10 protein-coding genes, 2 tRNA genes and 1 riboswitch are annotated in these 12,843 nt (G+C 45.3%); of the genes, 10 read left to right on the top strand and 2 right to left on the bottom strand.

The window, feature by feature from the left end:
• Positions 1-65 precede the first annotated feature (65 nt).
• The 3 genes from NYP67_RS05610 (at position 66) to NYP67_RS05600 (ending at position 3,743) form a co-directional block, all read left to right on the top strand.
• Positions 66-2,123, top strand: a complete 2,058-nt coding sequence (locus tag NYP67_RS05610; RefSeq protein ID WP_473411273.1) for an ABC-F family ATP-binding cassette domain-containing protein — start codon at positions 66-68, stop codon at positions 2,121-2,123.
• Between the two features lie 107 nt (positions 2,124-2,230).
• A complete protein-coding gene (rph, locus tag NYP67_RS05605; protein ID WP_004133395.1) occupies positions 2,231-2,995 on the top strand; it encodes a ribonuclease PH in 765 nt (254 codons plus the stop codon).
• A gap of 64 nt (positions 2,996-3,059) precedes the next feature.
• Positions 3,060-3,743, top strand: coding sequence for a non-canonical purine NTP pyrophosphatase (locus NYP67_RS05600; protein WP_004133394.1), 684 nt, complete (start codon positions 3,060-3,062; stop codon positions 3,741-3,743).
• 69 nt (positions 3,744-3,812) lie between these two features.
• Here the strand turns inward: NYP67_RS05600 and NYP67_RS05595 are convergent.
• Both NYP67_RS05595 and NYP67_RS05590 read right to left on the bottom strand, forming a co-directional pair.
• Positions 3,813-3,893 (bottom strand) — tRNA-Leu (locus NYP67_RS05595).
• 36 nt (positions 3,894-3,929) lie between these two features.
• Positions 3,930-4,002, bottom strand: a tRNA-Thr gene (locus tag NYP67_RS05590).
• A 335-nt stretch (positions 4,003-4,337) separates the two neighbouring features.
• On the opposite strand from NYP67_RS05590, the gene pgi reads away from it, so the two are divergent.
• The 7 genes from pgi to NYP67_RS05555 all read left to right on the top strand — a co-directional run bounded on the left by pgi (position 4,338) and on the right by NYP67_RS05555 (position 12,599).
• Positions 4,338-6,032: a glucose-6-phosphate isomerase gene (pgi, locus tag NYP67_RS05585; protein WP_060785875.1), complete on the top strand. Its 1,695-nt coding sequence runs from the start codon at positions 4,338-4,340 to the stop codon at positions 6,030-6,032.
• 165 nt (positions 6,033-6,197) lie between these two features.
• Positions 6,198-6,358: riboswitch (M-box (ykoK) riboswitch) on the top strand.
• Between the two features lie 113 nt (positions 6,359-6,471).
• Positions 6,472-6,654 carry a hypothetical protein gene (locus NYP67_RS05580; protein ID WP_050568115.1) on the top strand — a complete coding sequence of 61 codons (183 nt, stop codon included), beginning with the start codon at positions 6,472-6,474 and terminating at the stop codon, positions 6,652-6,654.
• A gap of 163 nt (positions 6,655-6,817) precedes the next feature.
• Positions 6,818-8,566, top strand: coding sequence for an ABC transporter permease (locus tag NYP67_RS05575; protein ID WP_004131741.1), 1,749 nt, complete (start codon positions 6,818-6,820; stop codon positions 8,564-8,566).
• A gap of 114 nt (positions 8,567-8,680) precedes the next feature.
• The gene (locus NYP67_RS05570; RefSeq protein ID WP_060785876.1) at positions 8,681-10,216 is read left to right on the top strand and encodes an ABC transporter ATP-binding protein; all 1,536 of its coding nucleotides are present in this window, start codon (positions 8,681-8,683) and stop codon (positions 10,214-10,216) included.
• A 254-nt stretch (positions 10,217-10,470) separates the two neighbouring features.
• Positions 10,471-10,839: a 50S ribosomal protein L19 gene (gene rplS / locus NYP67_RS05565; protein ID WP_004127473.1), complete on the top strand. Its 369-nt coding sequence runs from the start codon at positions 10,471-10,473 to the stop codon at positions 10,837-10,839.
• A gap of 35 nt (positions 10,840-10,874) precedes the next feature.
• Positions 10,875-11,828: a signal peptidase I gene (gene lepB / locus NYP67_RS05560; RefSeq protein WP_020759212.1), complete on the top strand. Its 954-nt coding sequence runs from the start codon at positions 10,875-10,877 to the stop codon at positions 11,826-11,828.
• Positions 11,829-11,915: 87 nt separating this feature from the next.
• Positions 11,916-12,599 (top strand): ribonuclease HII, encoded by a 684-nt coding sequence (locus tag NYP67_RS05555; protein WP_016793383.1) that lies wholly within the window; start codon positions 11,916-11,918, stop codon positions 12,597-12,599.
• The last annotated feature ends 244 nt before the right edge of the window (positions 12,600-12,843 follow it).

Genomic DNA, 12,843 nt, shown 5'->3' with positions numbered 1-12,843 from the left:
CCCCCCCCCCCCCCCCACGACCTGCATTCGCGAATGGTATAGCAGCACAGCTATATTTGTGAGTTATGCCTACTTATGATTTGGGACTAGAACATGTTTCCCTTGAATTTGAAACAAAAACGATTTTCAAAGACGTAACTCAAGGCGTTTTTGAAGGCGACCGCATAGGAATCGTAGGCAAAAACGGAGACGGAAAGTCCACTCTTCTAAAGCTTCTTCAAGGCGCGATTGACCCAGATTCGGGAAGAGTTACGCGCAGAAATGGCCTAACATTTGGCATTTTAAGCCAGCGAGACCCGCTAGACGATAATGCTACGGTTCGCCAAGCTGCATTGGAGAATCGCCAGGATTACGAGTGGGCTGCAGATTCAAAGCAGCGAGAAATTGTGGAGTCTCTTTTGGGCGGAATCAACCTTGAAGCTAAGGTTGGCACGCTTTCTGGAGGACAGCGCAGGCGTGCGGATTTGGCAAGGCTTCTGCTGCATGATTGGGATATTTTGGCTTTGGACGAGCCTACGAATCATCTTGATGTTCTTACAATTCATTGGCTTGCGGAGCATCTTTTGCATAGGTGGCAAGATGGGCAGGGCGCTCTTTTGCTTGTTACACACGATAGATGGTTTTTAGACGAAGTTTGCTCTTCTATGTGGGAAGTTCACGATGGCGCAATCGACCCGTTTGAAGGCGGCTACAGTGCGTACATGATGCAGCGAGTTGAGCGCGAACGCCAGGCGGATGTTCGCGAGGAGCGCAGGCGGAATTTGGCTCGTAAAGAGCTTGCGTGGCTTTCTAGAGGTGCTCGAGCGCGTTCTACAAAGCAAAAATTCCACGTTAAGCAAGCTCGCGAGCTTATAGCAGACGTTCCGCCAATGCGAGATACTCTTGAGCTAAAAAGAATGGCAACTTCTCGTCTTGGTAAGCAAGTTGTTGATTTGATTGACGTTACGCAAATTTTTGAGGATTCATCAAGTCCTGCTGCATCCGATGCGGATATTGTAAAATCGCCATTTTCACAGCCTACGCATGATGGTAGCGTTACGATTTCTGTAGAAGAATCGCAAGTGGAATCGCAAGAATCGCCATTATCGCAAGAAGAATCGCCATTAAAAGAAACATGTGCAGCATTGCAAAAAACGATTAGCGGCCGCATGATTTTAGACAATCAAACGTGGCTAATAGGGCCAGGAGACCGATTCGGCATAGTCGGAGCCAATGGCGCTGGAAAATCAACACTTTTAGGCATAATCGACGGCTCTTTGCATCCAACTAAAGGTCATGTAAATATTGGCAAAACTGTAAAATTTGCCGTGCTATCTCAGCGCCTAGAAGAGCTGGAAAAGCTTGGAAAATATAAAGTCAAAGAGGTTTTGAGCCGATACAAGCCAAGCTACATAATCGACGGCAAAGAAGTGACTCCTGGTCAGCTTATGGAGAGGCTTGGTTTTAAGCCAGAGCAGCTTATGACGCCGATTGCAGACCTTTCGGGTGGCCAAAAACGTCGCATGCAATTGCTTTTGATTCTTCTAAACGAGCCAAATGTGTTGATAATGGACGAGCCTGGAAACGACTTAGATACAGACATGCTTGCCGTTATGGAAGATTTACTAGACACTTGGCCAGGCACTTTGATTGTTGTCTCGCACGACAGATACTTGCTTGAGCGCGTGACTGATCAGCAGTTTGCGTTGATTGACGGCAAGATTCGCCATCTTCCAGGCGGAGTTGACGAATATTTAAAGATTATGGAAGACTATGAGCGCGCAAATATGCAAGAGTCTAAGGCAGATTTTGCGGCGGAATCTGGTGGTAAGTCGGAGTCAAAGTCGGAGTCTGCAGAAGGTGTTGGATTAGATTCAAATCAAAAGTCAAATCAAAAATCAAATCAAAAATCTGAAGCAAAATTAAGCGGAAAAGCGTACTACGATGCTACAAGAAGAGTTGCGGCAATAGAGCGCAAGCTAGAAAAGCTTGAAGAAGAAAAAAGCGCGATTGAGCAAAAAATGGCAAGCCACGATCCTAGCGATTTTGTTGGCTTGCAAGAGCTTAACGAGAAGTTGCAGGCGAATCAAAGCGAATCTAGCGCGTTAGAAGAAGAGTGGCTTACGCTTAGCGAGCAAATTTGATGCAAAAGTCTACGGTTTTGTATAGCGATTTTGCTAAAGATTAATGCTGTGTGCTAGCAAGATTAATGCTGCGTGCTAGTTAATGCCGCGTGCTAAATTGTTGAATTATGGCTCAAATTAAGGATATGTTGGAATCTATAAAACCTATTCGCTTTGATGGCAGAGATGTGGACGAGTTGCGGCCAGTAAAAATCACGCGCAATTTTACAAACGTTCCAGAAGGCTCCGTTCTTATTGAGTGCGGAAATACGCGCGTTATGTGCACTGCCACTTTTACTATTGGCGTTCCGCGCTGGAGGAGAGACACTGGTTTAGGTTGGGTTACAGCCGAGTACTCAATGCTTCCAAGGGCCACTGCCGAGCGCACCGATCGCGAGTCTGTTAAGGGCAAAATCGGCGGCCGCACGCACGAGATTAGTCGTCTTATTGGTCGCTGCCTTAGGGGCGTTATAGACATGAAGGCAATGGGCGAGTGCCTTATTCAAATTGATTGCGATGTTCTTCAAGCAGATGGTGGCACGCGCACAGCTTCGATTACAGGCGCATATGTGGCTCTTGTAGACGCGCTAAATTGGGCCGAAAAGCACAAGCATATTCGCAGCGCTAAAAACGTTCTTAAAGACTCCGTTTCCGCTGTTTCTGTAGGCGTTATTAATGGCACTCCAATGCTTGATTTGCCCTATGTAGAAGACAGTCAAGCTATGACAGATATGAACGTTGCTATGACTGGTTCGGGCAATTTTATTGAGATTCAAGGCACGGCGGAGCATCGCCCGTTTAATCGCGATGAGCTTAACGTTTTGCTTGATTTGGCAGCCAAAGGTAATCGCGAGCTTCAAGCGGCTCAGCGTGCAGTTTTAAGCCAAAATTAAGTTAAGCCAAAATTAAATAAAATTTATGTCTGTTTATTCGATAAATTACTAAGGAGTGGCGAGCGTGAAACTTGTTGTGGCAACGCATAATGAGGGTAAACTCGTTGAAATTAAGCGGATTCTTAACGAAGAGTTTGCGGAAATATCGGAGCATATTGAGCTTGTTACTGCTGGCTCTTTGGGGCTTCCAGACCCAGTGGAAACAGGCGTGACTTTTGAGCAAAACGCGCTAATCAAGGCTAGAGACGTTGCGCAAAGAACTGGATTACCTGCGGTTGCTGACGATTCTGGCTTGATTGTAGACGTTTTGGGCGCGGCTCCAGGAATATTGTCTGCGCGCTGGAGCGGGGTTCATGGAGACGATAATGCCAATAACGCGCTTTTGCTTAAGCAGCTTGAGGATATTCCAGACGAATGCCGAACGGCGCGATTTAGATGCGCGGCGGCTCTTGCTGTTCCTAAAGACTGCGTTGATGCGGATCTGGAAAACGCTATGTGGAAAAACAACGGTTTTGAGACTGTTCGCGTTGGAGAAATGGTTGGGCGCTTGATTCGTGAGCCTAGAGGTTGCAAGGGTTTTGGCTACGATCCGCTTTTTGTGCCAAATAATCAGCCCGTTAGGGATGGTGTTCAAATGCACGATTTAACTAGCGCGCAACTTAATCAGCAAGAAAAAAATGCGATTTCTCATCGCGGCAACGCTTTGAGGGCACTTTTGCCTGAATTAAAAGCTATGTTTATTGAGTAGTTGCGATTTAATTTGCGATTATAGTTGCGATAAACTAACGACTTCAGCTTGCGATTAAACTACAAAATGTGCGCGAGATGGGACTTGAACCCACACGTCGTAAGACACAGGAACCTAAATCCTGCGCGTCTACCATTCCGCCACTCGCGCAAAATCGCCTAAACAGGCAAAAAATGGGTTTTTAAGAGCCACTTGACAGAATCGAACTGTCGACCTTCTCATTACGAGTGAGACGCTCTACCGACTGAGCTAAAGTGGCAACTGCCCGAGAAGCATTCGCGACTCGCGCACAAATCAAATACTATATATGAATATTTCGATTTTGTCTAGTGCGCCGCGCCGTAATGTTCGCATGTGTTCTAGTCAAAGTGTATTTCTGTCCGCTTTTGTGAGTATCTTGGCAATTGGAAGATGTGATGCAAGCACCTTGCTTAAGCTCATTTTTACACTTGTTTACATTATGATTTTTGCTTACGATTCATGATGATTCTGCATTGTGTTTAAGTGTGCCAAAGATTGTGCTTAGACTTAAAACATTTATATAAAACATTTATAAATCATCACATCACTTAATAAAGATGAAAGGACCTAGAAATGGCCATCAATCCACCAGTTGACGCCGTTAAGACCCCAGAATGGGCTGCATTGCAAAAGCACTATGATGAGTTGCAATCCGAAGGCGTGAGCCTGAAGAAGTGGTTTGCCGAAGATGCAAATCGCGTGGATAAGTTGAGCTTCGAAGCTGGAGACCTCCACTTCGATCTTTCTAAGAATTTGATTAAGCCAGAAACGCTTAAGCTTTTCGCAAACCTTGCTAAGGCTGTAAAGCTCGACGAGCGCACTAAGGCAATGTACACTGGCGTGCACATTAACAACACCGAAGATCGCGCAGTATTGCACACCGCTTTGCGTCGCCCAGCAGAAGACGCTGGCAAGTTCATTGTTGACGGTCAAGATACTGTTGCCGACGTTCGCGAAGTTTTGGGTCGCATCTACGACTTTGCAAATAAGGTTCGCTCGGGAGAGTGGAAGGGTGTTACTGGCAAGAACATTAAGACCGTTGTAAACATTGGTATTGGCGGATCTGACTTGGGTCCAGTCATGGTTTACGAAGCCTTAAAGCCATACGCAGATGCTGGCATTAATGCTCGCTACGTTTCCAACATTGATCCAAACGATATGGCAGAAAAGACCAAGGATTTGGATCCAGAAACCACGCTTTTCATTATTGTTTCTAAGACTTTCACCACTTTGGAGACTTTGACTAACGCTCGTAGCGCTCGCACATGGTTGCTTAACAAGCTTCAGGAGAGTGGTGCTATTGACGGCAGCGATGCAAAGAAGGCAGAAGCTGTTGCAAAGCACTTCGTAGCTGTTTCCACCAACCTCGAGAAGGTTGAAGAGTTCGGCATTAACCCAACCAACGCTTTTGGATTCTGGAACTGGGTTGGCGGCCGCTACTCTGTGGATTCCGCTGTTGGCACCTCTTTGGCTGTTGTTTTAGGACCTGAGCGCTTTGAGGAGTTCTTGAAGGGCTTCCACGCAATCGATACCTACTTTGCTGAGACTCCATTCGAGAAGAATGTTGTTGTTCTTCTTGGTATGCTCAACGTTTGGTACCGCAACTTCTACAAGGTTGCTTCCCATGCTGTTCTTCCATACGATCAGTACTTGCATCGCTTCCCAGCGTATTTGCAGCAGCTCACTATGGAATCCAACGGCAAGTCGGTTCGCTGGGATGGCACTCCTGTAACCAGCGAAACTGGCGAAATCTTCTGGGGCGAGCCAGGCACCAATGGCCAGCACGCTTTCTACCAGTTGATTCACCAGGGCACTCAGCTTATTCCAGCTGATTTTATTGCTTTTGTGAACACTCCAAATCCTACTAAGGATGGCGATCAAGATGTTCACGAGCTGTTCTTGGGCAACTATCTTGCACAGACTAAGGCTCTTGCTTTCGGCAAGACTGCAGACGAAGTTCGCGCTGAAGGTACTCCAGAAGAGATTGTTCCAGCTCGCGTATTTAGCGGCAACCGTCCAACCACCTCTATCTTTGGCGATGCTTTGACTCCATTTAGCTTGGGCGAGTTGATTGCTCTCTACGAGCACATCACCTTTGTTGAAGGCACTGTTTGGGGCTTGGATTCCTACGATCAGTGGGGTGTGGAGCTTGGCAAGCAGCTTGCAAAGCAGATTACTCCTGCAATTTCTAAGGATGATAGCGCTTTGGCAGCTCAGGATGCTTCTACGCAGAGCTTGATTCGCTTCTACCGCGCTCATCGCAAGTAAGCGAGCGAGTAGCAATCTTATTTGATTGTTGATTTAAAGCCTCTTGTTGATTAAATTCTTCAAGAGGCTTTTTTATTTTTTGCTCCAACCTGCCTTGCGCTTAAAGCGTAGCGCGAAAAGTCAATTCAAAAATAGGTTGACTTAAAAGTGGTGATAATTTATAATGAGCACGGTCGGTAGGTAAGGCTACCACGGGGATACGGGTTGCTGCCGCAACACAGTGGAGACACTGCAAGTTGGTCAACAGTCGTTGTCGATTTCAAGGCTTCGACTAATGCAACGCCATCGCCCTGCGAAGCTGAAGCTTGAACGACAAGATTAATGTTGATTTCTTTTGATTTGTAAATCACATTGTGTCTTCTTGCTTGCCGTCCGGTTCAATGACGATGCGATAGTACGGTTTTGCGTTGGCGCGCACAAGCTAGAGGAGGTGATTGCCGTGAAACATGACAGTAGCAGTAGTACAAGTTGTAATCAAAGTGCTAATACAGTTAATGCTGTAAGTGACGATTCAGACAGTATTAGTAGTAGTACGGACGTTCCCCCTGAATATACAAAAGATGAATATAAAAAACCGGCAGTCACCGCCAAAACGTTTGCGATTAAAGATTTTTGCGATTAAAGATTTTATTTGATTTGTTGGGATAAATCGCCAGCAACCGCGCATTAAATAGGCGCTTCTAAAATAAAGTCTAAAATTTTAAGCAAAATTTAATATAAACGCAAAAAATAGTGGTGATAAGCGGCAAACGCGTGTAAAAATACGCGTTACCAGAGGACTTATCATGACAATATTTACAACATCTGGAAAAAGTAGTGCCAGCGCGCAAGTAGACGAAAACACTCGTTTTTGGTCCGACATTATTGTGTGCGTTGGCATAATCGCACTTTTTGGAGTAAGCGCTTTCCTTTTGCAGCGCATTAACCAGCCGATTGGACCTAGTGGCATACCTTCCGCGGTTTCAACAGACCTTATTAATTTGCCTTATTACACGCTTAGATCCGTGTTCCGCATGATGCTTGCGCTTATAGCATCGCTGATTTTTACGATTATTTACGGATCTCTTGCAGCGCGCAGCCGTCGCTTGGGCAAGGTGCTTATTCCGTTGCTAGACATTTTGCAATCCGTTCCAATTCTTGGCTTCCTTTCGGCTACAGTAACGATTTGGCTTGTTATTTTCCCAGGATCGATGATGGGCGTTGAAGCCGCTTCGATTTTTGCGATTTTTACAAGCCAGGCTTGGAATATGACTTTCTCGTTCCACCGTTCGCTTTTAAGTGAGCCTAAGGAGCTGGACGAGGCAGTGCGCAGCTTGCAACTTACGCATTGGCAGAGATTCTGGGTGCTGGATATGCCAAACGCAATGATTCCGCTGCTTTGGAATTGCATGATGAGCGTTGGTGGCGGATGGTTCTTCCTTACTGCTTCCGAGATGATTTCCGTAAATAATCACACTTACGCGCTTCCTGGAGTTGGTAGCTTTGTTGCGCAATCTGCTGCAGAAAACAAGCTTGGAAATATTTGGTGGGCAATTTTATCCATGATTATTGTTGTGCTTGCAATCGACTTCTTCCTTTGGAAGCCTCTTACCGCGTGGGCAGAACGATTCCGCATAACGCAAAGCGCATCCGACGAAGAGCGAAAGAGCGCGATTTTAACGCTGATTCGTCATTCGCATGCCGACGAAGTTATTAGCAAGCTGTTTTCGCCTATTCGCGAGTGGCTGGAATTGGCTACGCGCCCATTTGGCCGCACGGGTGCAAAATGGCCTCGTAAAGCGTCTGCTCGCAAGCTTGGCGATTTAGTTTTTAACGTTGTAATGATTGTTCTAATTATTGCTGCGGCTGCACAAATGCTTTACTTTGTAGCAACTCGCACAGGTTTGCAAGAGTTTGTTACAGCTGGAGCGTTAGGCGCTTTGACTTTTGCGCGCGTTGCTGTGTTGATTTTTGTAAGCTCGCTAATTTGGGTGCCAGTAGGCGTGTACATTGGCATGAATCCTAAGATTTCTCGCATTATGCAGCCTGTTGTGCAAATCTTGGCTAGCTTCCCAGCAAACTTTGTGTTCCCATTTGCAATGATGTGGTTTATGGCTTGGCACATTGACCTTGGTTGGGGAAGCATTATTTTGATGGCGCTTGGCACACAATGGTACATTCTGTTTAACGTTATTGCAGGCGCTAGTGCGATTCCAGACGACTTAAAAGAGATGACAAGAAGCTTTAGATTAAATCGTGTGCTTAAGTGGAAGACTCTTGTTTTGCCTTCGATTTTTGGATCTTGGTGCACTGGCGGAATTACGGCCGCTGGTGGCGCTTGGAACGCTTCGATTGTTGCAGAGATTGTGGAATACGGCAAGAATCACATGGCAACTCAAGGTTTGGGCGCGTATATTACGAATGCAACAACCGTTGGTGACTCTGTAAAAACGCTTGTGGGAGTAACGGTTATGAGCTTAATAGTTGTGTTAAGTAATCGACTGTTCTGGTCGCCTTTGCAAAGGTATTCGGCAAAAAGATTCGTGTTGAATTAAGTGATTGATTAATCAATTGATTAATCGACTAATCAATCGACTAATCAATCGAATAAATCTATTAAACTACGGAAAATTAAACTTTTTAACTTTATAAAACAGATTGGCAAAATTATGAACACTTTGAACAAAAACGCGCAAAAGGCTGCGCAGTCTTCAATTACAAGCGACATTATTGACGCAAAGCACATAAGTCAAAGCTTTACGTCCGATAGCGGCACTACTCAGCACGTGCTTCACGACATATCGTTTACGCTGCGCGAGGGAGAGATCGTAGCAATTCTAGGGCGTTCTGGCGCTGGAAAGTCAACCTTCTTGCGAACAATGGCAGGCTTAATTCAGCCAACAGAGGGAACAGTTACGTATCGCGGCCGCGAGCTTACAGGGCCAAACCCAGGTGTTGCAATTGTTTTCCAAACATTCGCACTTATGCCGTGGCTTACTGTTCAAGACAATGTGGAGCTTGGTTTGCGCGCTAGAGGAGTTAGCAAAGAGAAGCGTACGGAGCTTGCGCTTGCTGCAATCGACGCAATCGGCTTGGACGGCTTCGAAACAGCGTATCCAAAGGAGCTTTCTGGCGGTATGCGTCAGCGCGTAGGCATTGCTCGCGCACTGGTTTTGCGCCCAGACGCACTGTTTATGGATGAGCCTTTCTCTGCTCTTGACGTTCTTACTGCAGAAAATCTTCGCCAAGAAGTTCTTAAGCTTTGGTCTAGCGAAGAGCGCGATATTAAGTCCGTGCTAATCGTTACGCACAATATTGAAGAAGCTGTGCAAATGGCAGATCGCGTGGTGGTTTTGGGATCTCATCCAGGTCATTTGATTGCAGACGTGAAAGTTGATTTGCCTCGACCAAGAGACAAGCATAGTGCCGAATTTGAGGCGATGGTAGATAATCTTTATGCGATTTTGACTGGCTCTAACCCAGAAAGCGATCTTGAATCGCAAAATACGGATTCGGCGGAAGCTTCCGATTCGCCTAGTGCGGTTGCCGACTCTTTGCCTGCGGAACAAGTGGATGCGGAAGAAACTGAGGCTGCTGCAATCGCCGACATGCTTATTCAAAAGCATCACGATGCAGAGGTGGAAGCTAAGCAAAACGAAGAGCAAGCGGAATCTGGCGAGCCTAAGCCAGAGCCTGTTGCTGTGCACTTGCTGCCGAACGCAACGCCAGGAGGTATGGCTGGTTTGCTAGACGTTATATCGGAAGAGCCAGATGGCATTGATTTGGCTGATTTGGCCGCGGATTTGTCGTTTGAAATCGATGACTTGTTCCCGCTTGTGGATGCTGGAACAATGCTTGATTTGCTCACAGCAGAAAATGGCCATATTACGATTACGCAAGCTGGTCAAGAGTGGCATAATGCCGACATTTTGCACAGCAAGCAGGTGTTTGCGCGACTTGCGATTGAGCATGCGCCTCTTGTTCACGCGATTGATCAGGCTTTGAGCAGAAACCGAAACGGCAAGCTTCGCGGTGAGTTGATTTTGGATTTGCTTCGCAGTAAGCATACGGACGCTTTGGCTCGTCAGCAATTTGATATTGCGATTAGCTGGGGTCGTTATGGTGAGCTTTTTGACTACGATGCCGACGACGACGAGCTAACGCGTACTGTTGAGACGGCGCCGCTTAATGGCGTTGCACGCTAAAATAGTGCGAAATAGTGCTCAATAATGTCCATTATTGAGCATAAATTTATGTTCGTATGCTTTCAATAAGCGGATGCCGCATAGTCTGTTTATTAGTAGTCTAGCCAGCTTTTGAAGATTGGCGGATGGAAGCCCCAAAAAGCAAACTTTTTGGGAAAGATTATTCAAAGTAAAGTTTAAAAGTCAAAATTAAAATTAGACAATTTACTTTGATATAACTTGCGCTGATATGCGGCGGCGATGGAGGAATTATTATGGTGAATGCTGTAGAAGCATTTGATGCTAAGCATCTTAAGGCTGCCGAAGAAATCCCAGCTTTCCGTCCTGGAGATACTGTTGACGTTAACGTTAAGATTCAGGAAGGCAACAACACTCGTATCCAGACTTTTACTGGCGTAGTTATTGCTCGTAAGGGTGCTGGCGTTCGCGAGACTTTTGTTGTTCGTAAGGTTAGCTTTGGTACTGGTGTTGAGCGTCGCTTCCCACTTCATTCTCCAGCTATCGATTCGATTAAGCTGGTTCGTAGTGGTCGCGTTCGTCGCGCTAAGCTTTACTACTTGCGCGCTTTGCGTGGCAAGGCTGCTCGTATTGCCGAGCGTCGTGACAACAGCGCTGCTAAGTAAATTTATTTAGGTTAAGGATTTACATAAGGATTAATATGCATTCCGAAGACTTGCAAAATAGCGATAATCATATTGTTAATGTAGCAGGTCACGGCTTGAATCCTTCTCCTGTTCCACCCGAGCCAGAAGTCAAGCGTAATCTTGCTTCTGGCTTTGGTGTTATGAGCGTTTTTAATTTTGGCTCTAAGAGTGCTAGGAGGGGTATGCACTCTAAACATTGCAAAATAAGGGGAAATCACGTTTCTGGTAATTACGTGAATCATAGCGATTATGCGAATTATGCTTTGCGTGGTAATAATTCGGAGCAAAGCGATTACCAAAATTCGCAAACGCAAAATGGCTCTAAAGCAAGAACAGTAAAGCTTTTCAAAACTTCTTGGAAAGAGCTTATTGCTTGGTATCTTGTGCCTATTATCGTTGTAATTTTTTTGCGTATTTTTATTCTTGGCGTGTATTTTATACCGTCGGGATCTATGCTAGACACAATTCATATAGGCGATTACGTTGTTACGTCTAAACTAACTCCTAGGGTTTTTCCGCTAAATCGTGGTGATATTGTTGTTTTCGAAGATCCCGCTAATTGGCTAAGCGGAGAAAGCAGCAGTGGCGGCATTCTTTCAGGCAAAGATTTAATTAAGCGCCTTATTGGTCTTCCTGGAGATACAGTTGAGTGCAAAGGGGATGGCGACCCGATTTTGGTTAATGGAGTTCCAGTTCTTGAATCTGCTTACATTAGGCCAGGTGTAAGTCCGAGCGCATTTGCTTTTAAGGTAAAAGTTAAGCCAGGCCATGTTTTTGTTCTTGGAGATAATCGCGCTAATTCAGCGGATTCTAGGTATCATAAGAACGATGGGGACGATGGTTTAGTGCCAATTTCTAAAATTGAAGGCGTTGCGTTTATGCGTTTTTGGCCACTTAATCGTATGGGCATTTTTGAAAATCACAGCGATGCTTTTGACGATGTAAAAGCTAAATCTGCAAATAAGTAAGGCGTAAGTAGACGTAATTAAGCATAAGTAAACGTAAGTAGATATCGCAAATAAGTAGTGCAAATAAGTAGTTAAGAGTAGGCAAATTTGGCAATTATTCCATCTTTTGACTTTGAACAAAACCTTATAAGCAGCGGATTTGACTGGGTTATTGGCTTAGACGAAGTTGGCCGCGGTAGTCTTGCTGGTCCTGTTATGGTTGGTGCAGCGCTTTTTAGTGCGCAAAAGATTAAATCGGGTAGTTTTCCGCAAGGTCTAGCGGATTCTAAGCTTCTTAATGCACATAAGCGGGAGGGTTTGCTGGATCCGATTGAAAATTGGTGCAATGCTTTTGCTGTTGGCTCTTGTACAAATCGTCAAATTGACGAGTGGGGTATTAGCTACGCTCTTGGTGTTGCTGCGATTAATGCGATTAACGATGTTCAAAATCGCATGCGCTCTAGCCTTAAAGATGCGCGGATTGCTGCGATTTTGGACGGTCCGTTCAATTACGTTGGCAAAGCTTTAGGTACTTTTGATGCGCCTAGTATGCAATTTTCTGTAAAAGTTCACACTTTAGTTAAGGCAGATCAAAAGTGTGCTAGTGTTTCGGCGGCTTCTGTTATTGCAAAGGTGACTCGAGATTCGTTGATGATTGATTTAGCACAAAATCCAAAATATGCTGTTTACGATTGGGCGCATAACAAGGGCTATGGTTCTAAAGCGCATAGGGATGCGATTTTGGAGCATGGCGCTAGCGATTTGCACCGTTTGAGTTGGCATTTGGGGTAGATTGCAATCTACAATTCGGCGTGTTGATGCCTGGCGTTTAGCGTAATCTTATGTGTTGTAAAAAGTAGCGAATCTGTGTGTTAGAGAGTGCTTGTAAAAGTGCATTTTACGGGTTTGAAAAGTGACTTATAGTGTTTTAAGAGTTTAGATGTTAGATGTGCTGTGAGTATTAGATTTGTTTGATGTTTAGATGTTTGGCTGTTTTTGTGTTTGTTTGCACTGTGTTAAATGTGTTCGCTCTTAT

It is taken from the genome of Gardnerella sp. c23Ub_4 (assembly GCF_055804115.1).
This window is presented reverse-complemented; position numbering and strand designations above follow the sequence as displayed.

Coding starts and splice junctions, on each gene's coding strand:
- NYP67_RS05610 (WP_473411273.1), top strand. CDS start 66: ATGCCTACTTATGATTTGGGACTAGAACATGTTTCCCTTGAATTTGAA.
- rph (WP_004133395.1), top strand. CDS start 2,231: ATGGCTCAAATTAAGGATATGTTGGAATCTATAAAACCTATTCGCTTT.
- pgi (WP_060785875.1), top strand. CDS start 4,338: ATGGCCATCAATCCACCAGTTGACGCCGTTAAGACCCCAGAATGGGCT.
- NYP67_RS05575 (WP_004131741.1), top strand. CDS start 6,818: ATGACAATATTTACAACATCTGGAAAAAGTAGTGCCAGCGCGCAAGTA.
- NYP67_RS05570 (WP_060785876.1), top strand. CDS start 8,681: ATGAACACTTTGAACAAAAACGCGCAAAAGGCTGCGCAGTCTTCAATT.
- rplS (WP_004127473.1), top strand. CDS start 10,471: ATGGTGAATGCTGTAGAAGCATTTGATGCTAAGCATCTTAAGGCTGCC.
- lepB (WP_020759212.1), top strand. CDS start 10,875: ATGCATTCCGAAGACTTGCAAAATAGCGATAATCATATTGTTAATGTA.